At 31.4% G+C, this 23,557-nt stretch carries 23 protein-coding genes; 7 read left to right on the forward strand and 16 right to left on the reverse strand.

The genetic code is table 11. The features are described from left to right. Window positions 1-15: 15 nt before the first annotated feature. On the reverse strand, window positions 16-1,554 hold the full coding sequence (locus tag METVU_RS04450) for an FIST N-terminal domain-containing protein (protein WP_015732989.1): 1,539 nt from the start codon (window positions 1,552-1,554) through the stop codon (window positions 16-18). A 301-nt stretch (window positions 1,555-1,855) separates the two neighbouring features. Here METVU_RS04450 and thrC point away from each other — a divergent pair, with 301 nt between their 5' ends. Continuing rightward, window positions 1,856-3,073, forward strand: a complete 1,218-nt coding sequence (gene thrC, locus METVU_RS04455) for a threonine synthase (RefSeq protein WP_015732990.1) — start codon at window positions 1,856-1,858, stop codon at window positions 3,071-3,073. Here the strand turns inward: thrC and METVU_RS04460 are convergent. Together METVU_RS04460 and METVU_RS04465 are read right to left on the reverse strand one after the other, a co-directional pair. Next, entirely contained in the window at window positions 3,070-3,468 is a 399-nt protein-coding gene (locus METVU_RS04460; RefSeq protein WP_015732991.1) for a DUF1699 family protein, read from the reverse strand. The genes thrC and METVU_RS04460 overlap by 4 nt on opposite strands. Window positions 3,469-3,481: 13 nt before the next feature. Continuing rightward, window positions 3,482-4,000 (reverse strand): type II toxin-antitoxin system VapC family toxin, encoded by a 519-nt coding sequence (locus tag METVU_RS04465; protein WP_015732992.1) that lies wholly within the window; start codon window positions 3,998-4,000, stop codon window positions 3,482-3,484. Window positions 4,001-4,333: 333 nt separating this feature from the next. Here METVU_RS04465 and METVU_RS04470 point away from each other — a divergent pair, with 333 nt between their 5' ends. Next, window positions 4,334-5,266 carry a methionine synthase gene (locus METVU_RS04470; RefSeq protein ID WP_015732993.1) on the forward strand — a complete coding sequence of 311 codons (933 nt, stop codon included), beginning with the start codon at window positions 4,334-4,336 and terminating at the stop codon, window positions 5,264-5,266. Between the two features lie 38 nt (window positions 5,267-5,304). On the opposite strand, the gene METVU_RS04475 is transcribed toward METVU_RS04470, so the two are convergent. The 3 genes from METVU_RS04475 to METVU_RS04485 form a co-directional block, all read right to left on the reverse strand. Beyond that, a complete protein-coding gene (locus METVU_RS04475) occupies window positions 5,305-6,090 on the reverse strand; it encodes a hypothetical protein (RefSeq protein ID WP_015732994.1) in 786 nt (261 codons plus the stop codon). A 29-nt stretch (window positions 6,091-6,119) separates the two neighbouring features. Continuing rightward, window positions 6,120-6,728, reverse strand: a complete 609-nt coding sequence (gene trmY / locus METVU_RS04480; RefSeq protein WP_015732995.1) for a tRNA (pseudouridine(54)-N(1))-methyltransferase TrmY — start codon at window positions 6,726-6,728, stop codon at window positions 6,120-6,122. Between the two features lie 69 nt (window positions 6,729-6,797). Next, window positions 6,798-7,643: a phosphate signaling complex PhoU family protein gene (locus tag METVU_RS04485; protein ID WP_015732996.1), complete on the reverse strand. Its 846-nt coding sequence runs from the start codon at window positions 7,641-7,643 to the stop codon at window positions 6,798-6,800. Window positions 7,644-7,854: 211 nt separating this feature from the next. On the opposite strand from METVU_RS04485, the gene METVU_RS04490 reads away from it, so the two are divergent. Both METVU_RS04490 and METVU_RS04495 read left to right on the forward strand, forming a co-directional pair. Beyond that, on the forward strand, window positions 7,855-8,823 hold the full coding sequence (locus METVU_RS04490; protein ID WP_015732997.1) for a hypothetical protein: 969 nt from the start codon (window positions 7,855-7,857) through the stop codon (window positions 8,821-8,823). A gap of 218 nt (window positions 8,824-9,041) precedes the next feature. Continuing rightward, window positions 9,042-9,458, forward strand: coding sequence for a hypothetical protein (locus METVU_RS04495; RefSeq protein ID WP_015732998.1), 417 nt, complete (start codon window positions 9,042-9,044; stop codon window positions 9,456-9,458). A 112-nt stretch (window positions 9,459-9,570) separates the two neighbouring features. Here METVU_RS04495 and METVU_RS04500 read toward each other — a convergent pair whose 3' ends face one another. Next, window positions 9,571-9,804, reverse strand: coding sequence for a TRAM domain-containing protein (locus tag METVU_RS04500; protein WP_015732999.1), 234 nt, complete (start codon window positions 9,802-9,804; stop codon window positions 9,571-9,573). Between the two features lie 118 nt (window positions 9,805-9,922). Then, a complete protein-coding gene (locus METVU_RS04505; protein WP_015733000.1) occupies window positions 9,923-10,627 on the reverse strand; it encodes a phosphatase PAP2 family protein in 705 nt (234 codons plus the stop codon). A 124-nt stretch (window positions 10,628-10,751) separates the two neighbouring features. Between METVU_RS04505 and METVU_RS04510 the strand changes: the two genes are divergently transcribed. Continuing rightward, a complete protein-coding gene (locus METVU_RS04510; protein WP_015733001.1) occupies window positions 10,752-12,287 on the forward strand; it encodes a thiamine pyrophosphate-binding protein in 1,536 nt (511 codons plus the stop codon). 21 nt (window positions 12,288-12,308) lie between these two features. Continuing rightward, complete coding sequence (locus METVU_RS04515) at window positions 12,309-13,178, forward strand: topoisomerase DNA-binding C4 zinc finger domain-containing protein (protein ID WP_015733002.1); 870 nt, start codon at window positions 12,309-12,311, stop codon at window positions 13,176-13,178. Window positions 13,179-13,244: 66 nt separating this feature from the next. Here the strand turns inward: METVU_RS04515 and METVU_RS04520 are convergent, their stop codons facing one another. Then, window positions 13,245-13,640 (reverse strand): 4Fe-4S dicluster domain-containing protein, encoded by a 396-nt coding sequence (locus METVU_RS04520; RefSeq protein WP_015733003.1) that lies wholly within the window; start codon window positions 13,638-13,640, stop codon window positions 13,245-13,247. After that, window positions 13,637-15,160, reverse strand: coding sequence for a homocysteine biosynthesis protein (locus METVU_RS04525; RefSeq protein WP_015733004.1), 1,524 nt, complete (start codon window positions 15,158-15,160; stop codon window positions 13,637-13,639). The genes METVU_RS04520 and METVU_RS04525 overlap by 4 nt, the downstream gene beginning before the upstream one ends. A gap of 390 nt (window positions 15,161-15,550) precedes the next feature. On the opposite strand from METVU_RS04525, the gene METVU_RS04530 reads away from it, so the two are divergent. Further along, a complete protein-coding gene (locus METVU_RS04530) occupies window positions 15,551-15,994 on the forward strand; it encodes a transcription elongation factor Spt5 (protein ID WP_015733005.1) in 444 nt (147 codons plus the stop codon). 121 nt (window positions 15,995-16,115) lie between these two features. On the opposite strand, the gene METVU_RS04535 is transcribed toward METVU_RS04530, so the two are convergent. The 6 genes from METVU_RS04535 to METVU_RS04560 all read right to left on the reverse strand — a co-directional run bounded on the left by METVU_RS04535 (window position 16,116) and on the right by METVU_RS04560 (window position 23,549). Next, on the reverse strand, window positions 16,116-16,985 hold the full coding sequence (locus METVU_RS04535; protein WP_015733006.1) for a helix-turn-helix domain-containing protein: 870 nt from the start codon (window positions 16,983-16,985) through the stop codon (window positions 16,116-16,118). A gap of 1 nt (window position 16,986) precedes the next feature. Next, on the reverse strand, window positions 16,987-17,874 hold the full coding sequence (gene dapF, locus METVU_RS04540; RefSeq protein ID WP_015733007.1) for a diaminopimelate epimerase: 888 nt from the start codon (window positions 17,872-17,874) through the stop codon (window positions 16,987-16,989). A 192-nt stretch (window positions 17,875-18,066) separates the two neighbouring features. Beyond that, window positions 18,067-18,336, reverse strand: a complete 270-nt coding sequence (locus tag METVU_RS04545) for a PRC-barrel domain-containing protein (RefSeq protein ID WP_015733008.1) — start codon at window positions 18,334-18,336, stop codon at window positions 18,067-18,069. A gap of 38 nt (window positions 18,337-18,374) precedes the next feature. Continuing rightward, window positions 18,375-18,980 carry an adenosylcobinamide-phosphate guanylyltransferase gene (cobY, locus tag METVU_RS04550; protein WP_048196806.1) on the reverse strand — a complete coding sequence of 202 codons (606 nt, stop codon included), beginning with the start codon at window positions 18,978-18,980 and terminating at the stop codon, window positions 18,375-18,377. A 109-nt stretch (window positions 18,981-19,089) separates the two neighbouring features. Next, window positions 19,090-20,364, reverse strand: a complete 1,275-nt coding sequence (leuC, locus tag METVU_RS04555; RefSeq protein ID WP_048196807.1) for an isopropylmalate/citramalate isomerase large subunit — start codon at window positions 20,362-20,364, stop codon at window positions 19,090-19,092. 110 nt (window positions 20,365-20,474) lie between these two features. Next, a complete protein-coding gene (locus tag METVU_RS04560) occupies window positions 20,475-23,549 on the reverse strand; it encodes a type I restriction endonuclease subunit R (RefSeq protein WP_015733011.1) in 3,075 nt (1,024 codons plus the stop codon). Between the last annotated feature and the right edge of the window lie 8 nt (window positions 23,550-23,557).

Here is a 23,557-nt window from a genome sequence, read left to right on the forward strand (position 1 = left end):
TTATCCTTATGGTTTTTAAAGAATTCTTAGCAGTTTTTTTCTTTTAATCTTTTTAATTGTATTTTCATGTTCTATCTTTTCGTGGGTCTTTTCCAACATTTCTTTTATATTATCTATATAATACAGTTTTGGTTTTCCACCTATGGATTTTATCACACCCTCACTTTCTAACTTGTTTAAGGTATGGTAAAGTTTAGTTTGAGAGAGTTTTGTTAGATGTAAAAGTTCTTTTGCAGTTAGTTGTTTATGTATTAAGTTTACAATAACCTCAATTTCATCGTCATCAAAATCAAAATTTTTTAATTCTTCTTTCCAATTTATCGAACCAATTTGGGATTTTTCAAATATAACACCAGTGAATGACAAGTTGTTATGAAACCTTATGAGGTCTTTGGCAATTGTCTCTCCGTAGGATAACCAACCTACAAGATTTTCTTCGACGATATACTCTTCAAAATTTGAGTTATCTGTATAGAAGTTAATTAGATAATTTGGAATATCATTTTCTAATCCCAAAAACTTTTTATTTTTCAACATTTCTCTTGCATAACATTCGTTTATAAATATTAAAGGATCGTTGAATTCGTTTGATTTTTTGATCTCTTCAAATATTGAAGCAATCTGACGGCAAATGCTGGTTTTCATCAATACCAAAAAACTCCCTTCCAATATTTTCCTCCTAAATACAAGTGCATTTTCTTTTACTCCCTCAAGATATGCCGTTATATAATTTCCATTTACTTCCATCAATCCAAGTGGATGAATAAAATAGAACCCAACATGTTTAAGTCCTCTATAAAAATATTTTTTAATCTTCTCTACTGGGAGTTTTGAATACTCTGAGATCATTTCTAAATACCTAACATATGCAGGTTTTCCATCTAACTCATAGACCACTTTTCCCTCCGCTTTTGTAACTCTGGCGTAAATATTCGTCGGCTCATATCCATGGCCATATATTAATTCATACTTTAATCTACCCCCTACTACTCCAAAAACACAGCAGTTTTTAACCACCTCCCCCTTAAATATTTGAAAAAATTTTGTAAACGATCCATCATCAGATGCAGTTCCGCCTATTATTGGAATAGTTAACTCTCTTCCCAATACATCAAGGATCTCCTGTTCGCTATTTCCGTCCCAATCAAAAAATACAAAACCTAAAAAATTATCGTCGATTTCTAATTTTGCATATTTGTTTCTAATAAATGATCTTATCTTTTCTGAGATCTGTTTTCCAGTATATTCTGGATCTTTACCAATTTTTTCACACGAAACTGCACTTTTATAGTGTTCGTCAAAAACTAACATTAAGATTCCATCTTCTTTTATGTAATTCTTTCCATTAAATGTTCCTCCTGCAGAGCATCCTATAAGGTTATCTAAGGATATTTGTCTTTTAAGCCCGCTAAATACATCTTTTAATTTTTTCTCATCCAATATTGAAGTTATACAGATTATCAAAGAAGGGTTCCCCACTTTGTTTTTGATTTCTTCTCCAATTTCTATACCATCTTTTACTGGATTTTCTATTTTTTTGTGGATGTAAATCATACCTCACCCCTCCTCTAAACACACATTGCCATATTCAGTAAATTAAAAATTTTCCAATAATGTATCTGCCCTTATGGGTTTATCAAGTTAACTGGATTTAAAAATTTTAAATAGGGAGTGTAAACATCCACATAATTAAACATTGCTATTTTACTATTTATTTTTATTTGTTTGTTTTTGTTATTATTCAATCAAAAATTTAAAAATCACGTATTTAAATAAAAAGTTTAAACTGATACATAAAGATTTTATATAACAACACGTAGATATGATGAATAAATTTTGACTTAAAGGTGAAAAGATGCTACAAAAATGTATAAAATGTGGAAAAACTTACGATGTTGATGAAATAATCTACACCTGCGAGTGTGGCGGGTTGTTAGAAATAGTTTATGATTATGAAGAGATAAAAAACAAAATTTCAAAAGAAACATTGAGAAAAAGACAGATTGGTGTTTGGAGATATTTAGAGTATCTTCCAGTAAAAGATGAAAGAAAAATAGTTACACTATTTGAAGGAGGAACCCCCCTATATAGATGCAAAAACTTAGAGAAAGAGCTTGGAGTTAAAGAACTCTATGTAAAAAACGAAGGAGCAAATCCAACAGGGAGCTTTAAAGATAGGGGTATGACTGTTGGTGTTACAAGGGCAAACGAGTTAGGAGTTGAAGTAGTTGGCTGTGCGTCAACAGGAAACACATCTGCTTCATTAGCAGCTTACTCAGCAAGAAGTGGAAAGAAATGTATTGTTTTACTGCCAGAGGGAAAAGTTGCCTTGGGAAAATTAGCTCAGGCAATGTTTTACGGGGCTAAGGTTATACAGATTAATGGAAACTTTGACGATGCGTTGGAGATGGTTAAGCAGTTAGCAAGAGAAAAATTAATTTATTTATTAAATTCAATAAATCCATTTAGGTTGGAAGGTCAGAAAACTATCGGCTTTGAGATCTGCGATCAACTAAATTGGCAAGTTCCAGATAGAGTTATCGTTCCAGTAGGAAATGCAGGAAACATAAGTGCAATATGGAAAGGATTTAGGGAGTTTGAAGCAACAGGGATTATTGATGAGTTGCCAAAAATGACAGGAATTCAGGCAGAGGGTGCTAAGCCGATTGTTGAAGCATTTAAGAGAAAAGCGAAAGACATAACACCTTACAAAAACCCCGAGACGATTGCAACAGCTATAAGAATTGGAAATCCTGTTAATGCTCCAAAGGCGTTGGAGGCAATATACTCATCTGGCGGCTATGCTGAGGCAGTTAGCGATGAGGAGATCGTAGAAGCACAAAAATTATTAGCAAGGAAAGAGGGAATTTTTGTTGAACCGGCCTCTGCCTCATCAATAGCAGGCCTTAAGAAGTTATTAGATGAGGGAATTGTTGATAGAGATGAAAGGATCGTATGTATAACCACTGGGCATGGGTTGAAAGACCCTGATGCTGCAATAAGAGCAAGTGAAGAGCCGATAAAGATTGAATGCGATATAGATGTCTTAAAAAAGATATTGAAAGAAGATTAATGATTATCTTTTTTTTCCTTTTTTTCTTTCATTTTTCGTAATTTGTAGTAGTGATACTCTACGGTTTTAATATTTATTCCTGTGATCTCAGAGATCTCTTTTGGTTTTTTGTCTAAATATTTTTTAATTATTTTGTCTATATTAGTAGGCCTTCCTGTCTTTGCCTTTATTGGAATTACTTCAACATCTACTCCTTTTAACGCTTTTATAACTTTTTTTGAGCTTCTTGCATATTTGGATTTGGGGATAAATATCTTTTTCGGCTCACAGTGCTCTAATAACGCGATTGCAATATCTCTATCTAATTCTAAATTTATATAGATCTCATCTTCAAATCCGCAATTTTTAATTTTTTCAATTAACTCCTCCTTATTTTTTGCTATTAATTTTTTCATATCTTCTTCACATCTAAAACTTTTTTGAAGATTTTTTCTTAGACAATCTTAATTTTACCATTTTTCTTTTTAAAGGACTACCGCAGATCTCGCATACATCATCCTCGTAATTTGCAGGATAGATCTTTTTACATCCAACACATACTTTTCTCCATAAAAAATTTTTGTTTGTTGGTTTAAAAGATATTCCTATAACTTTTATTCCCAATTTTTTAGCAACATTTTGAATACCATAATCGTCAGTATACAGGGGAGCGTTCAACTGTAAAGCCAATGCTAAAATTCCAATATCTTGGTTAGAGAGATTGTCTCCCGTCTTGTTAACAATATCCTTTACTTTTTGTATGTATTTTGGATCTGGAGTTGAAATTTTAAGCTTGCCAAAGGATAGTGCTTGATCCACTAAGATCTTTTTGGATTCAACTTCCTCCAACACTTCCGGCGTGGTGTAGTGATCCCCCTCTTCAACACTTGGATTATAGCCGTGAATTATTGCAGATGCATCAAGAACTTTTATTTTATGGAATTGCATCGATCTCCCTCTTTTTTGTAAATTGGAAAAATTTTAGATTTTTATTAAATATTTCTATTGAATAGCGTTTATTATTTCGGTTTATAATGTTGTTATTGATTTATAATTATTTAATTTTTTATTTTTTGTCTTGTAGTTAACTCAAAATTTTATATTTTTTCACATATAGTTTTTTATAATCTTTTATTTAAATAATAAATAATAAAGTAAACAGTTAAAACTAAAAAACTAAAAAGTTAAAATGTCGAGGATATTTTTAATTATATTATTAATTCAAAAATTAGAAATTATTAAAATTGTTTAATTATTAATTATTAATTAAAAGGTGAAAATGTGAAGACCACGGTAGTTGGAAGTTATCCTGTTGTATTAAAAAAAGAGAAATCATTTATTGACAAGATAAAGTCAATTTTTGGTCTTTATGATGAATATCACTATGCAATTGAGAGGGCTGTTTTAGATCAGATAAAAGCAGGTATAGATGTTATTAGCGATGGGCAGGTTAGAGGAGATATGGTAGAGATATTTACAAAAGGAATGTATGGTTTTGATGGAAAAAAGGTAATTGGAAAAGTTGAGTTTGTAAAACCAATAACATTAAGAGACATTCTCTATGCAAAAAAGATAGCAAAAAGTCAGAATCCAAAAGTGGAGGTTAAAGGTATAATAACAGGGCCTTGCACAATAGCCAGCTCTGTAAGGGTAGAAAACTTTTATTCAGACAATAGAGACGAAAACTTGGTTTATGATATTGCCAAAGCCCTCAGAAAAGAAGTAGAATCATTAAAAGGCCATGTTCCAATAATACAGATCGATGAGCCGATCTTATCGACTGGATTGTATGATTTTGAAATTGCGAGGAGGGCTGTGGAGATGATCGTTGAAGGAATAGATGTTGAATTTGCAATGCACGTTTGTGGAAACGTTTACAACATAATTGAAGAATTAAATAAATTTCCTGTTAGTATTTTAGATCACGAATTCGCATCTAACAAAAAAAATTTAGATATTTTAGAGAAGATTGAAAAAAAGGTCGGGTTTGGTTGCGTAAATACTAAGATTAAGAAGGTTGAGAGTGTTGATGAAATTAAAGGCCTAATCGAGGAGGGCTTAGAGATTTTAAAAAACAATCCTCATTTGAATAAAAGTTTGGGGGAAAGTGTATATATTGATCCTGATTGTGGAATGAGATTACTTCCAATAGATGTGGCATTTGGAAAATTAAAAAATATGGTAGAAGCAAGTAAAGAAGTAAAAATAAACTGAATAAAAGAAAAACTAAAAAGGTTAAAAGATTAAAAGATCTATTTTTTATGCGATAAAACCTCAATTATGTTTTTAAATCCTTCTTCCCTGCTAATAACTCTACCTCTAACTTCCCTTAGAATTCTCTGTATTGTAAACTTTACCCCTCCGCATCTTTGATGATAGATCTCTAAAAGAGGACATCCGTAATCTCTATCCAACAATATTCCCTTACTATTTAACAATTCTCTCTCTTCATCCTTAGTTAGTGCAAAAAAAGAGGGCAAATTAAACCTAAAAACATTTCCATCCCAATATATTGATTGACAACCAAAAGCCAATAGATCTCCAAAAATTATATACTCTACGTCAGAGGATATTGCATAATCTAAAACTGCTCTTTCTATTATCTTATGACATCTTCCACAGGGATGAAATTTGCAGTTAATAACGCCATCATAAACATCCTCTAAATCAATATCCAAAAACCTTATCTTTAAATTAATTTTTTTTGATAAGGCATCAATATCATGTTTAAGTTTTTCTGTCATTATATATTTGGAATAACATGAAACTGCTTCAATATCAAATATGTTCTTTGCTATAACTGCTGAGGTTGTGCTATCAACTCCACCACTAAACGCAATCACAGCCCTTGGTTTTTCTTCAATAGAAACATTAAAAAATTGTGGATCTTCATTTAATCTTTTATGTAGCATTTCTTTTAAAGCCATCTTTAAATGTTTGTCGATATTTATCGATTCCAGCACTTTTAAAGAATGTTCTAACCTTATTTTTTTTAGTTTATTATCTATTTCTTTCTCGATTTCTAAGTCCCAATCCATAACTCTCCCAAAAAATACTTTTTGCTGATCTACTGAGATTTTTTATCAAGAATATTGTGTATTATCGTTATACAGTGATTTGCATGCAGTTCTATTGGAGATATGGATATTTTTTTAATATTTAGTTTGTTAAGCAGATCTTCATCCTCTCTACTAAGACCAATATGATCTCCTAAAATAAACACTGGATTTGTAAAATTAAAATTTTCAGCATTTGAACCATCTTTATGTAAGTAAAACACTTCTTTTCCTTCCTCTAACTTCTCTAATACAATATCTCTAAAATCAGCCCTTTTCACGTATATTCCCGGAGTTGATTGAGTCCAATATTTCCTCTGTTCTTCATCTATCTCTTCAAATTTTTTTAGTGCCTTTTTTATAAAAATTGCGATACTTCTCTCATCTGGAGAGACCTTTTTCAATTCACTTCCTACAAACTTTATGCAAATGGGAGGATTTGGTTGACCGCATAAAATCGCGTAAAATATTACATCTCTCCTTATATCGTGGGATAAAAAGAATGCATCACTTACGCATCTACACAGTAGATCCAACCTTCCACAACTTCCTGGTAAGTCCTTTAAATTTATGTCTGGTGAGGTTATAGTTTTGTTTGCTTTGAATATAAATTCTCGCATTATTTTACCTCCATAATTGACAACTGATTATTAATTTATTAATTATTGATAATTTATTAATCATTACAATTATAAGGTTCCTCTCTTTAATCTTTCGGGTATTGGACTTCTTGGGATGTTGTGATATAATTCCAAAGCAATATCTACAATATTTACACATCTATCTCCAAATCTCTCAATGTCCTTTAAAAACATCCCAAACTGCACATAGAAGTTTAACTCTTCTCTTTTACTTTCTAAAACTTTGTTAAGTAAAGATTCGAGTTTTTCGTGAAGTTTTTCTTCAAGATCGTAAATTTTGGTTTCCTTTCTTTTACTATTTACAACATCTATCGCTTCTATTAACATCTCTTTTAGTAGAGAGAATATCTCCTCAACATCTTTTTCTATGTTTTTATCTAATTTTAACCCATGAACAACCTCTTCAGCAATATTTGCAACATAATCCCCTAATCTTTCAAGGTTGGAAGCAATGGTTGCAAACGCATTGGCATACGCTCCAGGAAGGTATTTTAAAGCATCCATTCCTAAAAGTAATCTAATCTCTTCTTCCATTTTATTTAATGCATAATCCTTTATTATAATATCTTCAGCTAATTTTTCATCGTTATTTTTTAATGCCCTGTGAACTAAATCCAAATTAGTTAACAAAGTAGATTTCATTCGTTCAAAAGTTGTTTTTATCTCTTTCATTAGCATGTTTTCGTCAAATTCTAAGTTGATGGTGTGAAGTTTATTCATATCTACAACATAGGGATGTTTAACAACACCTTTATCTATAAGCGGTTTCAATAGCTTAGCAACATACCTCCTACTTATTCCAAGTTTTTCAGCAATCTCATCTTGTGTCTCTGGCTCTTCTTCAATTATAACCCTTATAATTCCTGCTAACGTTGCTTCTTTTCCTCTTAACATACTCATCACTCAGAACTTTTAAAATAACTGCTTTACTCTTAATTAAGATTGAAGAGACGGGACTAAAAACTAACTTTCTCTAATTCATATTTTATGAAGAATAATACTCGATTCTGATATAAATAGTTTAACTTACTCTGATGAAAATTTAAATAAATAAACAACACAATAAACTTTATATGTGTAATTAAAATACAAAAAAGGGATTACGATGTTCCGTCTCAAACTATTTAAAAACAGAGGGAATGAAAAAAAGGAAAAATTAGACGAATTTTTGAATAGAAATAGAAATAATGTAATTATATTGGAAATAGAAAATCCAGTTGACTGTATATGCGATTTCACATATAATTTTATATGGCAGAGTGATTTTAATCCAGAAACAGAGATAAAAGGAAATATTACTTTTAAATCCCTTGTAGAACATTTAAAGAATGGAGGGATAGTTTATATTAAAGGAAATGTAGGAAAGAGATTCTGTTCTTCTATGGGCGTTGATTTAAAATATTTTGGAGGAAGTGGTGGTAGAATAAAAGTAGGAACTGTTATAGTGGATGGGGATGTTGATACAAGATTTGGAATAAGTATGTTATCTGGAACCATCTATATTAACGAAAAAAACAGAATAAAAGAACCAATGGGGAATGTTATAGAGGTTGAGAGCGATATAAAGGGCTATAGGAAATTCGTATCTATAACTGAGTTTGTCGAAGAGAGGTATAAAGAAGAAAAACTTTTAAAACCGAATAAATTTGATGAAAAGGGAGGAATTTTGGAGATTAATGATAAAATAAAAAGAGACACTGTTGGAGCAAGATTGAATGAAGATAAAACAATTGTAGTTAATGGAGATGTTGATCTATCTACTGGAATTTTAATGAAGAATGGGAAAGTTATAGTTAATGGAAATGCTGGGAAAAATACTGGAGCGGTTTTAAATGGAGGGCTTGTTATAATTAACGGAAATACTAATGATTTCACCGGCTTTGAAATGAGAGATGGGATAATAGTTGTTGATGGTAATGCAGGAAAATATCTTGGGGCTAAAAAGAAAGGGGGAGTTATATATGCAAGATCTGGAAAGGAAGTTCCTCCAACGAGGAGATGCGAGTTAAATAAAGATGACGTTGAGTTTTTGAGGTCTCTTGGATATACTGGAGGGTTTTATAAGTTTTTATAATTTGATTTTTTTAGGTTTATTCGTGTTAAATTTATCTTTTTTGGTTTAATTTTTTATCTTGTTGTTTGTTTTTTGTTTTGGTTTTTACTCGGTTGTGTAATATATAGCCACAATAAACACCAACTTAAAAAATTATATATATAAGATTGATTAAAATTAGACATGTAGATAAAATATGAAAAAATTTTTAAAATAAGTGAACAACAAGGAGGGGGAAGATGGTTAGTGATATAATAAAATTAATTGAAGAAGGAAAGATTGAAGAAGTGTTAAAAAAAGTTGAAGAGATAAAAGAAGATGCTAAATTGGAGATAATTGCTTTAACTTTAATAGAAAGGGGCTACTATAAAGAGGCAGTTAAGATTGCTGAAAAGATTTCAAGTCCCGGATTGAGGGATGAAGTGTTAAGAAAGATTGCTATTGCATACATTGAAAATGGAGAAATAGATAAAGCAGTTAATTTAGCTGAAAAGATCAAGACAGAGACAGATTTAGAAAAGATAGCTTTAAAATTGGTAGAAGTGAAGAAATATAGAGAAGCGTTAAAAGTTGCTGAAAAAATCAAATCAAGGGCAATTAAAGAAGAAATATTAATGTCAATTATCAACGCTCTATTAGATGAGTTAGGAAAATAAGCCCTATTAAATATTGAATAATCAACTTCTTTAATCTTTAATTTAATCTTTAAATTGTTTATTAAAGTGAAAAAAAGTATTAGAAGGTTTAGCTAAACCTTTAAAAGAGATTTTAAATTTTTTCTGCAAATGCAAACTTACTTTTTACAGCAGTTATTTTAACATTTACTGTTTCTCCTTTCTGTGTTTCAGGGACGAAGACGACAAAGCCCTCAACTCTTGCTATTCCATCTCCGCCTCTACCCATATCTTCAATAGTAACAGTATAGGTTTCTCCTTCTTTAACTGGAACATTTCTTTGTATTTCATTATCTCTTACATTTCTTCTTCCTTTATTATTAAACATTTAATTCACCAAAATTTCAAAGTAGTATTTTATTTCATCGCATTTCGCTCACTAATATCCTTGTTAAAAGGGGTATAAATACTTATGGATGTGCAAATATTTCTATAATTTCGCACAACTATTTTTCTTTGCATTTTCCACAAAAAACGCAAGGTTTTATATGTCCTGCTAAAAAATCCAATGCTTCGCTTATTTTTTTATGTAATGTCTTGGGAAACTTATATATTAGATAGCCGTATATAACTCCTGTTATCACATCAACGATCCAATGCATACCCATGATCAACGTGGCTATTGGAATCAACACTGCCATGGCAAAAAAAACATAATTCAAAGGTTTTTCATCTTTAAAATGCAATGCCAATAAAAGCGAGTATGCGGTATGAAGAGAGGGAATCTCATAAGTTGGTTTTGTAAATATCCAAAAGTAGTGGTAATCAACAAGATCCTTTGCAACACCGACTTGAAAAGGGGACTTAACAACAACAAAAGTATATATAATTCCCGCAAATAACCAACCCAAAGCCAGATCTACCAAAATCATATCACTCTTTAAAAAGTCCCTCTTTATAAAAAGATAATAACCAATTCCTCCAACAATTATTAAAGAGAAACCATAGAGGTATATAATTCTAAAAAATTCGATTACTGGATAAGGAAGGGTCTGCAAAGTTGTATAAAACCCTTTATTACAAAGAGGAATATAAAACAAAAAATTAGTTAGGTCAAAAGGATGAACGACTTGCGAATACCACATCAAACCGCCCCAAAGTAAGTATGCAATAGGATAAACACATAATCTAACTAATATTCTTTTATCCACGATCTCACCCAAAAATGTGTAAACACGTAAATGATTGCCTATTATGCTTATAATTAAGAGTTGTGTTGTGTATGTTATATCGCCAATAGTAAAATCATCCATAATAACAGGAGCAGGTTTTAAGGTGATCGTTATAACGAAGTTTTTAGAATCAATTGTGGACTTCTTAGAAAAAAATGTTAAGAGAATATTTTCCTATCCCGGGGAGCAGATTCTTCCACTGTATAATGAAATAGAAGGTAGCAGTATAAAAAATATTATGGTTAGAGATGAAAGAGGAGCTGGCTTTATGGCAGATGGTTATGCAAGAATAACCAACCACGTGGGCGTTTGTTTAGTTACAGCAGGTCCCGGAGCTACGAATTTGACAACACCTATCGCAACATCCTACAAAGATAGTTCTGCTGTTATAGCAATTACTGGACGATGTTCCAGAGATAAGATTGGCAAAAATTACTTTCAAGAAATAGATATGAGTTTTTTAAACTTTTATAAGGGATATTTTGTTAAAGAGCCGAATTTAAAATATTTTGAAGAGGCATTTTCTTTAAGTTTTCAAAATAAAAAACCCGTTCATCTTAATATCCCAAAGGATGTTTATGGAGAGTTTACAATAGAAGAAGAGATAAATTTAAATGAGATGAAAGATAACAATAAAGATAATAGTAAAGACAATGACAATAAAGGTAATGACATAGTTGATAAAACATTTAATTGGAAAACTTTAATTAATGAAAATGAGAAATTTAAAAAAACATTAATTTTGATTGGTCAGGGGATATATGGAACATTAAGTTATAAAGAAATGGAAAAGATCTCATCAGTTCTTAAAAAGTTAGATATCCCAATAGCAACAACGTTTCCAGCGAGAGGAATTATAAACGAAAAAGAAGAAAATTGTGTGGGATTGATTGGTAGAAGAGGGGTGATAAAACCCCTGTTAGAGGCAGATAGAATAATAAATGTTTCCTCATCACTATCATTCAATACCTATCCTGAGAGTATTAGGAAAAAACTTTTAAGTAAAACAGAGAACATACATCTAACACCTAAAAACATTGATGAAATAAAAGAGTTTTTTGAAACGTTTGGTCTTGGAGAACCATGGGAAACTGAAAAATGGAAAAGAATATCTCCACAAGGGGATTATTCCACGAAAATAAATGAAATTATTGAAAATATTCCAGAAAATTCTATAATAATTACAGATGCTGGAAAACATACTGTATTTACCTGCCTACTAAAAACCTGTGTAGTTCCAAGGAATATAATCGCTTCCCATTCTTTTGGAACCATGGGATTTTCTGTTCCTGTATCGATTGGAGCAAAATTTGGAACCATCGACTTTGGAATTGATAGAGAGGTTGTTTCTATTAGTGGAGATGGTGGCTTTTTAATGAACGTTGAAGAATTACAAGTTATCTCTGAACACAATTTAAAAATTCTCATGATTGTGATGAAAAATAACAGTTTAGCAGAATTTTGTAAGATAAAGAATCCAAATATAAATAGGTTGGCAGATGCGTTTGACATAGATAACTGCTACATCGAAAATGTGGACGAAATCCCGCAAACTATTCGGGAATATGTTAAAAAGGATAAGCCGATGTTGGTTGTTGTAGAAACAAGAGATGAAAAATTGCCAAGACCAAACATTTAGTTTTAGATGAGGAGGGATACCATGAGCGTGTTAAATGAGTTATTTGAAGTATTGTCAAAAGATTTACATTTTAATGTCAGCAAACTTGATTCTAAAAATTATGATCAAAATTGGAAAGTTCCAGAAGGATTTATTTCAATAATTGGACTTGAAAATGCAAAGATGCCTGTTTTTTATTATGGGATAACAAATTCATACGAAAAAAAATTTGAAATAAAAAAGATAGTTTCTCCAAAAGGACAGAAACAAGTTTTTGCAAGAACATACTTTATATTTGACAGAAGAGATATAATAGAAAAAGAGAAATATGTTGTAGCAAACGCCTTTAATGGACTTTTATTATTAATAAAGCTTGATAAAAAAGAATTTATTGGAAAGGCAGTTAATATGTTAACAAAAGGATATGAGGAAGATGAGTTTATAAGAGAAGTTTTAGATAACATAAAGGAAAAGAATATGTTTGATAATATTGACGAAACTATTAGATTTGTCGCAAATAGGGACTATAACTGGCTAATTGGTAGAATAAAGTATAATATGGGGCTTTTAGAGTATTCGGGGCAGGGGTATTATCTTCTCCCAATAAAGACAAACATGCAAATAACTTCTGGAATAAAAATAAGTAATGGTAAAATAATTATTGATTTAGAAAACTCTCATCTCTTTAAAAACTTTATCGTCTATGTGGACTCTGTTAATAACAAAATAATATACAATAAAGAGAGATTATGTAATAAAAACCCTGCAATTTTAGATATAATGTCAAAAATAGATGATAACACATGCCCTTGGTGCGGATCTAAATTAAGGATTGTTAGGACAAAAAAGGGAGAATTTTTAGGATGCACGAACTACCCAAACTGTCTCTACAGAAGATTTCCAAAAAAATAAAAGTAAAAATAAAAAGTAAAAATATAGTAGAAAGTAAAAAAATATGAACAGACCAAAAATGCCCACTTACTCAAAGATCTCAATGGCCTTAAAGGGACATGCCTTTAAACAATTTTTACAACCCACACACTCCTCTTCTTTAAAAATAACGTTGTAATCATCATCCATATAAATAACATTGATAGGACATTGAGTTATACAACATCCGCAGTGAACACACTTCTCCATATCCCTCTTTATAACCTTGGTTATCTCCTCAACTTCTCCAAACTTTGATAAATAGTCCAATGCTTTTTTTATTGTTTCTTCATCTCCAAAAAGTTCTAAAATTAAAAATGCCTCCTGCGGTTCGACCTTTGCCTTTAATATGTTTATCTTAACCCCCGTATTTAATATCGTGTCTGAAATCACTGGCTTATTTATATGCTCTGAATCAGTCCAATAATAAACTTTTTTCCTCATTTTTTCCCTCCGAATAATCGTGATATATCCTCAGAAGTAACTACACCCACAACCCTCTTATGATCATCAACCACAGGAACCCCAGAAATGTTATTAATACTCATCTTTCTTGCCACGTGATCGGCTGGCTCATCCTCATGAGCAGTTATCACATTTTTTGTCATGATCTCTTCAATCGTTTTTTTATTTTGAGCGAGGGCTTTGGCAATGTCCCAAGATGTTATAATCCCAACTAACCTTCCAAGATCGTCAACAATCGGAAGATGATTTATGTTATATTCAATAAGTATCTTTGCCGCTTCCATGATCGAAATATTACATGGAGCAGTTATCGGTGGCTTGCTTAAAATATCTTTAACCAGTGTTATTGGGGACTTCATTGGTTTGTTCTCTGGTTTTCCAAGTGTTCCAACCCTCTCAGATAGTAGGAATTTCCCTTCTAAAATCCATTTCTTTAATTCCTCAGCAACCTCTCTTGCCATTTTATAACTTGAAACAGAACCCGTTTTTACTGTTTTTTCAACAATTTTTCCATCAATTTCAACTTTTAGATCAATCTTTCCACTTCTTAGAACAGCATAGTTTGTTTTTGCTATCATTGGCTTATCTCTTCTTGGCACCCCATAATCATATATCGGAACTTCTATATCTTCATCTTTAATAGCACATCTTTCAGCTATTTTTTCATTTAAAACAGGAATTGGAACTCCTAAACCAACATAAAGTGTGCTTCCATATCTTGGCATTGTGGCAGCTCTTATAAACTTACTGTTCATCTTTTTTAGATCTCCCTTAACCATCAGTGTTCCAAATGGTGGGTTGTGTTGTGTTCCCTCTCCTATTATATACCCCTCTCCTCCTCCCAAAAATATTTTAGTCCCAATTCCTATGGTGTTGTAGTTGTTTATTATGGGATTATAATCGTTTTGAAGTGGATTTAACTGCCCTGCCCCTGAATAGTGAACATTATTATACTCTGGCAGTAGAACTCCCATGTAAGTGTATATTTTCTCTTCTCTACCGTTAGTAGCTGCCGGATACGTTTGATAGCAGTTTCTTGGATTTACCATAATTGCCTGGTTAACATCATCTAATGTTATCTTAACATTTACATCCTTTCGTGGATAACAGTCAGTTGTATATCCCTCAGCATAGAGTTCAATCTCCTTTCCTCGGACTAAATCCTCTATAACATGGGCTCCACCATAATCAATATCAACATCCGGATCTTCGTTAGGTTGTGCAGCTCCGATATAAGCGTCAACAGCGGCTAAACCTCCATACGCCTCAACATTGTTTAAATAAATTTTTAACATTTTTATAGGTGGATCGGAGTGTCCAAAATTTATAAACACACCAGAAGAACACATAGCCCCAAAAGTTCCAGTAGTGACAACATCTACATAATCAGCGGCTTTTTTAGCACCTTCCTCTTCTACTATTTTTATCATCTCCTCCGCGGTTATAACGACTGCATCTCCTTTTTTTATCTTTTCGTTTATTTCTTTAATTGTTTTCATACTCCAACCTCTTAAAATTGTGAGTAATCCGTAAAGTATATAAAAAGAGATATAAAAATTTTAAAATGAAGTAAGTTATATATACTTCCTATTAAAAATACCTATCATCACAATTTTTTGTTCTTTTTTATATGTTCCCTTTTAAAGTAGGGAGGATATTTTAGTTATCAGTCGTTATTGGATATAAAATTTATTCAGAATGTTGTTATTTAAATTTACCTTATAAGTTAAAAATACAAAATACAATAATACAAAGTATAAATTTTGGTATAATTTGATATAATATTTATTAATAAACTTATAATAAAAAATAAAACAGGATAAAAAGCAAGAACTAATAAAAAATAAAAATAATGAATAATGGAAAATATCGGTTTTGAAGGTGAAATTGTGATATTTGCAGTTAGAACTATGGTTGGGCAGGAAAAAAACATTGCTGGATTAATGGCAAGTAGGGCTGAAAAAGAGCAGTTAGATGTCCACTCTATACTGGCTTCTGAATCATTAAAGGGCTATGTTTTGGTAGAAGCAGAAACAAAAGGAGATGTTGAAGAATTAATAAAGGGAATGCCAAGAATTAGAGGAATTGTTCCGGGAACAATATCTATTGAAGAGATCGAGCCACTATTAACTCCAAAGAAGATCATTGAGAACATTGAGAAGGGAGATGTTGTTGAGATCATCGCTGGACCGTTTAAAGGAGAGAGGGCAAAAGTTATTAGAGTTGATAAACATAAAGAAGAGGTTACTTTGGAACTTGAAAATGCTGCTGTTCCAATACCAATAACCTTACCTGTTGAGGGTGTTAAAATTGTCTCAAAGCATAAGGATTAACTCTTAAAAAATAAAAACTAAACGAAAAAATATTAAAATAATGCTAAATATTAAAAATATATCAAACTAAATATCGAACTAAAAATATATTAAAATGAAAAACAATTGATAATCAAACGACTTAAACTTTAAATCCAAGCTTTTTTACTTTTTTTTTCATTTTTTCAATATCTTTTTTGTTAAATTTGTCTCCATTAAAGGATACAAAGTTTATTGCGTGGATAGTTTTTTCATAAAAGGTTGGATAGTGTATATTAATATCTCTATCTTCTACATACTTAATTAAACTCTCATTAAGAAACAAACTATATCCTTCTTCAACCAGGTCAATTGCAATAAATGGATTTTTCACCCTCTTTTTAATCTTGAATTTAATTCCTTCTCTTCTTAAAATATTATAAACAATTCTTTGAGAGCTAAATCTAACTCCAATTAGATTTTTATAATCAAAAGAGCCCTTACTAACCATTACAAAGTTATCATAGGCAATTAAAAATATATCAAAATTAAAATTTCCAAGATCTGCTTTTAAAAATCTTTCATCATTTAGGCGGTATATCCAATAACTATCATCAACACCAAGCACATCAACCAATCCAAGGGTTAAAAGTTTTAAAGCATTGTCAAATGATGTTATTATAGGATCCTCAAAAATAGTTTTTGCGATCTCTCCACTTACAAACCCTGAGACGGTAAAAAAATTTTTACTTGTTCGCTTTCTTACTGTAAAATATTCCTCTAAAATATTCAATCCAGCACTGGTTAAGATAGTCCCATTAGGAGATGAGTCATAAATTTTAACTCCCAACTTCTTTTCTAATCTTTTAAGTTGAATGTTAAAGGAAGAAGGGGAGATCTTTAAAAGTTTAGAAGCTTCGTTTTGGGACTTTGTTTTATGAAGAGCAAGCAGTAGTTTTATTTGATTCGGAGTTATTATTTTCCCCATATATTCAATAGGCGTATTAACATCCAACTCATCCATTTTTTTCATATTACCAGCCAATATTTAACAATTTTCCGTCATAAACTGCAACAGCATCTCCAATCATATAGACCCCATCATCTTTTACCTCTATTTCTAAAAGTCCTCCGTCTAAGTGTGCTAAAACTTTATTACTTGTTTTTCCAAGTTTATGGGCTACAACTACCGAAGCTGTGGTTCCGGTTCCGCAGGCAGTTGTGTATCCAGCTCCTCTTTCCCATGTTATTATTTTTATTTCATTTGGGTTTAAAACCTTTACAAAATGGACATTTATCCTTTCAGGAAATGCTTTATGGTTTTCTATATCTCTACCAATAATATCCAAGTTCTTTCTAACAAAATCAAGATCAATGTTATTATCTTCGACAAATATAACTGCATGAGGATTACCTACATTAACAACACTCAATCTAACTTTTGGTAGTATTGGATTGTTTAAGTTTAACTCCCCATTTAAAAATTCTTCTTCGTTATCTTTTCCCTCCAAAATCATAGGTATATCCTTTAATTTGAATTTTGGCACGCCCATATAAACCTTTATTTTTTTTACTTCTCCATTCTCAACCTCCATTTCTGAGATTCTAAGGCCTCCTTTCGTTTCTACTCTTAGCGGGTTTTTTTTCATTACTCTTTCATAAACGTATTTAGAAAAGCATCTAATTCCATTTCCACACATCTCCGCTTCAGAGCCATCACTATTAAATATTCTAAATCTAACATCAAAATTATCTGATGTTGGTTTTTGAATAAATATCACACCATCCGCTCCTACGGAAAACCCCCTTCTACAAATTTTTTTTGAAAAGTTTTTTTTCTCGTTTTCTTTGATTTTTTCTCCATCAAATTCATTTATTACAATATAATCATTTCCAAGGGCATGCATTTTGGTAAATTCCATCATAACACCTTATCTTTGTTTCTTTTAATTTTATTAATTTTTAACTATCTTTTAAACTTTTAAAATTTTTTATCGTGTTTCCATATATTTTTATCTATTTAAATATACTCTAATAAAAATTATTTTAAATAAAATTTATGATAAAAAGCTTAAAGCAAAATTAATTAAAATTAATTAAAAGAGATGGAAAATTTACTGATCTGCGACCCTTATGTTTATTCTGTTCAAGTTGCTCTCATCTATTACAACCACATCTTTTATTGCAACCACAAGCTTATAAGGTAATAAAACATTTTTTCCTTCTTCTCTCATCACGGGGCTATGTTCACTTGGTTCTATTTCTAACGATACCAATCTTCCTACTTTCTCATCAAAAACTATATCCTTAACTTTTCCCATGACACTTCCTTTGTTTCCAATTACTGTTCTTTCAAAAAGTAATTTAGCGGGCATTCTTTCCATAATATTACCTCAAAAACTATTTTAACTTTTATTTTTCTTTATTTGTTTTTCTGATTTAGAAGATTTTCAGCAAATATCAAATCATCTCTTGTATTTACATTAAATAATAACTCATTAATTACGAAAATCTCTTCTTTCTGTTCTCCATATTTTGGAGAAACAATATTTATCCCTGCAGGAACTAAACCCTCAAATTCGAGGGAGGGGTTGGGATATATCTCTTTTGGGATCATCACGCTTAATGCTTCAATGTCTGGGTTTTTAGATTTAATAAGATAAAAGTAATCAACAATCCTATTAATAATTTTCGATGTTAAGTTAACAATATCAGATACAACTACAAGGAAGGGTTGTGAAAAATACTGCATTGCTTCATTTAAATCTTCAATATATCCCTTACCTGATGTTTCTATGATATTTACTGGTTTAACACACTCTTTATATGTTTTTTTATATGTTTTATTAACATAGCATCTTGTTTTTGGAGTGTTTGGAGAAACTGCAACATATATTTTCTCAATGTTGGAATTAATTATAGGAATTAGAACATGATCTATTAAATATTTATCTCCAATTTTAACTAAGGGTTTCTCCACACCACCCATTCTACTTCCTTTTCCTCCAGCCATAATTAAAGCATCCATCTAAACACCGTTAGAAACCAATAATACTATAAAAAATTAAAAGAAATCCACAATTCTAAAAGATTAACGTTAAAATTTTTAAAAATCAATAATGAATCAATTAAATTACTTATAGATCCCTTGGATCCACAAGTTCTCCTTTAACAGCACAAGCGGCAGCAGTTATTGGTGAGGCAAGATAGATCTCTGCCTCTAATGAACCCTGTCTTCCTCTGAAATTTCTATTTGATGTTGAAACACAAACCTCTCCAGGTCCTAAAACACCATACAACGAACCCATACAGGCAGAGCATGAAGGATTTGTAACAACACACCCATACTTTAAAAACTTTTCAATTATTCCCTCTTTTAATGCTTTTAAATACTCTTCCCTTGAAGCAGGGGTTATAATAACTCTTATATTATCTGCAATTCCCCCATGTTTTTCAATAACCTCAATAGCCATTCTTAGATCTTCCACTCTTCCATTTGTGCAACTTCCTATAAACACCTGATCTATTGGTCTTCCAGCTACTTCTCTTGCCTGTTTAACGTTATCTACATTGTGAGGGCAAGCAAAGACCGGCTCTATTTTATCTGCTTCAATCTCATAAACCTCTTCAAATTCTGCATCTTCATCTCCCTTTATTATTTCAAAAGGCCTTTCAGTTCCATGTTTTTTCATTGCCTCTTTTACATATTGGATAGTTTTTTCATCCGGCTCTATAATTCCTGTCTTTCCTCCCATCTCAATAGCCATGTTTGTCATGGTCATTCTTGAAGCAATGGACATGTTTTTAACTGTCTCTCCTCCAAACTGGCAAGCTTTATAAGTAGCTCCATCAACACCCACTTCTCCTATAATACTTAGAATAACATCCTTTGATGTAACGTATGGTTTTAACTCTCCACTGATGTTGAAGTAAAGTGTTTCTGGAACTTTAAACCATAGTTCTCCAGTAGCAAATACGTGTGCCATGTCAGTTGAGCCGATTCCAGTAGCAAATGCTCCAAAAGCTCCATGTGTGCATGTGTGCGAATCAGCCCCAACTACAATCTCTCCCGGAGCTACATGTCCTTTCTCTGGTAAAACTTGATGGCAAACTCCTTCTCTAATATCATAGAAATACTTTATACCTTGTTCTTTAACGAATTTTCTCATCAATATGTGGTTTTCAGCTGCTTTTATACTATCTGCTGGAACTTGATGGTCAAATAATATAACTATCTTTTCAGGATCCCAAACCTTCTCTATTCCATATTCCTTTAATGTATTGACTGTTAAAGGTCCTGTAATATCGTGAACCATTGCTACATCAATCTTTGCCATTACTATATCTCCTGGGCTAACTTCTTTTTTTCCGGATGCTTTTGCTAATATCTTCTCTGCAATAGTCATTCCCATAATCTCACCGTCTTTTTTTATGGTAGTTTTTTAATGTTTACTCATATTTGATATTATTTTTATTAATTTCGCCAAAATATTTACAGTATTAATTTGTATATGTAATTATGCTATTCTACATTACTCATATTTTTTGCATATTCAAATAAATCCTCTGAAATCTTATTTATAAATGAATAATCTTTTATCCCTTCCTTCATTAGAATGATTTTAAGTTTGGCTCTTATTTTATATTGGAGGTTTTTCTTCTTTTTCCAATCACGTGTCTTAATATAACCAGACATCATTTTTGCAATTTCTTTTGCAATTTTTTCCACTCTTTTTTTATCCGTTAGTGGGATATTTGGATATGAGAGTAAAAGATCATAAAATGCCAACTCCTCTTCAATTAGACCTAATTTTTTACCTTCTTCTGTAGCTTTTCTAATTTCTTTGGCTAAATTAATAAGTTCTTCAATCATTTCGGCAGTGGTTATTACCTTTATACGGTATTTCTCTATAACTTCATTTAATCTTTCTGAGAACTTTTTGAATCTTATTGGATTCTTTGCCATACGAACTCTTATATCATCACTTAAAATTTTGATAAGAACATCTCTTACATAGTCCTTGTATTCTATTTTAGCAATCTCAGATAAAAATTCATCAGATAAAACGGAAAGTTCAGGTTTTTCTTTTTTTAGCATTTCAAAGACATCCATCGGATCTTTAGCACTAATACTTTTAGATATTAAACTTTGTATGTCATTTTCAAGGTCTTGAGATACCTCACGGATTTTTTTAGTAGAATACTTAACAATCATCTTTTTTATCATTTCAAAGAATTCTAAATCATCTCTAATGGCTACTGTTTCAGGATGAGGTCGAGCAAGCAAATAAAGCTTTTTTAATGCTATAACATTCCTAACAAATTCTTTTTTAGTTTTGTCATCTTTTGCTACCCTTTGATAAGCTTTCACTGTAAGTAGGGATAAATCCTCTGAAGATAACCTTTTCCAATCTTTGTAATTAATATTTTTAAAGTATGATGCTACCTTTTTATATCTACGTTTCATCTCTTCAATAACTACTTTAATGTCAGTCATTAAATCCTTTCTCGCCTCACTTGAATATTTAGAAAGAGATTTAGATAAATCATCGGCAATTCCTATATAATCTACAATAAGCCCTCCTGGTTTATCTTTAAATACTCTATTCACCCTTGCTATTGCCTGTGCTAATGAATGATTTTTCATCGGTTTTAAGAAATACATTGTATGTAGGCAGGGAACATCAAAGCCAGTAAGCCACATATCGACAACTATAACCATCTTTAAATCTGAGTTAGGGTCTTTGAATTCTTTGGCTAAGTTTTCAAGTTCCTTTTTTGTTCTTATATGTGGGTGGAAATCTTCAGGGTCTTTTGATTTATTCCCAGACATTACAACGGCAATCTTTGGAGCATTTGGCTGTTTAGTAATCCATTTATATAACTCTACTGCCACCTTTCTACTAATAGTAACTACCATCGCCTTTCCATCGAAATCTTGAAGACGTTTGTTAAAATGCTCAACAATATCCTTTGAAACTTTGGAGAGATAATCCTCTGTAAGCATGATTTTTTCAAGTTTGGCGAACACTTCTTTTATGCTCTCTTTTGTTTCTGGGTCATTAGCTACTTTTTCAGAGATTTCATCGAACTCTAAATCGATGAATTCATTTGTAAGATGCAATTCTACAAGACGGGCTTCATAATAAATTGGAACAACTACTCCATGTCTCTTTGCCTTATCGATTGGATAGGCACTTATATAATCTCCAAATACTAAGAATGTTGAACGGTCTTTATAATCTATTGGAGTGGCTGTGAATGCTAAAAATGATGCATTAGGAATGGCTTTTCTAAGGTTTTGAGCTAATGTTCCATAATGGCTTCTATGTGCCTCATCTGCAATTATAATTATGTTGTTTCTATCAGTTAAGAATGGATAGCTATCATCTTTTGACTTTCTACCAAATTTTTGTATTGTAGCAAAGATTATTCCTCCAGGTGTTGTTTTAATAAGTTTTTGAAGCTCAGCTATACTTTCAGCTCTTTCGGCCTCTGAAAAAACATTTGAAAAAATGCCGTATAGTTGTTCATCAAGCTCTAATCTATCTGTGAGGAATACTAAGAGAGGATAATTTAAGTGTTTCTGTTTAAGTGCTTTTTTGGCATAAAATAGCATTGTTATGGATTTACCAGTCCCTTGTGCATGCCATACAATACCGATTCTCCTATCTTCGGGAGTTTTTCCATGAAGTATAGATTTTATTGTCCTATTTACTGCTTTTTTAACTGTGTAAAATTGATAATATGTAGCTATAATCTTTTTCTTATCATGGATGATAAAGTCCTCGAGGTATTCGATGAGATGTTCTTTTTTAAATAAACCCATTAAAAGTATGTCTAAGCTTGTGTATGGGTTTCCTTTATATTTATACATTGTATTTCCATAATTATCGACTTCTATAACTTCAACGTCGTTATCACTTTCTACTCCTTCCCAAACAAAGAATCTATCCCAATTACTTGTTGGAGATCCGTATTTTGTTTCTAAACCGTCGCTAACAACGAGTATTTGGGCATATTGATATAATTGGGGAATATCTTTCATTTTTGTTTTATGGTCGTTAAATGCATCTTTGGCTGTTTGATTGGACTTTGGGCTTTTAAACTCAAAAATTGCAATAGGAATTCCATTTATAAATACAACTAAGTCGGGTCTTCTAAATCTCCCATTTTCATAATAGTATTCAACCTCAAATTGATTTGCCACTAAAAATTCGTTTTTATTTATATTTTCAAAGTCAATCAATTTAACAAATCTTGTTTTCTTTTCTCCATTTTCTTTAAATTCTAATTTAACTCCATTAATTAGCATTTCATAAAATATTTTTCCACGCATATTAAAATCTGGGTTATCTATTCTGCTTATAATTTCATAAACTTTAAGTGCCAATTCATCAGTAAGCCATGGGTTGATATTCTTTATAGCTTTTATAAATCGGCTTTTAAGTATTACATCTCTGTAAGAGTCCCTTTCGTTATATTCTGGAGTTAATTTTGAGCCATGTTTATAGGAATAGTTAAGATTTTTAAATCTTTGTATCGCTGCATTTTCCACAATGTAATCTTCATTTAATTTTGCAGTCACTTTTTTCATTATTACCA

The organism is Methanocaldococcus vulcanius M7, from assembly GCF_000024625.1.
GTDB lineage: Archaea > AGJL01 > Methanococci > Methanococcales > Methanocaldococcaceae > Methanocaldococcus > Methanocaldococcus vulcanius.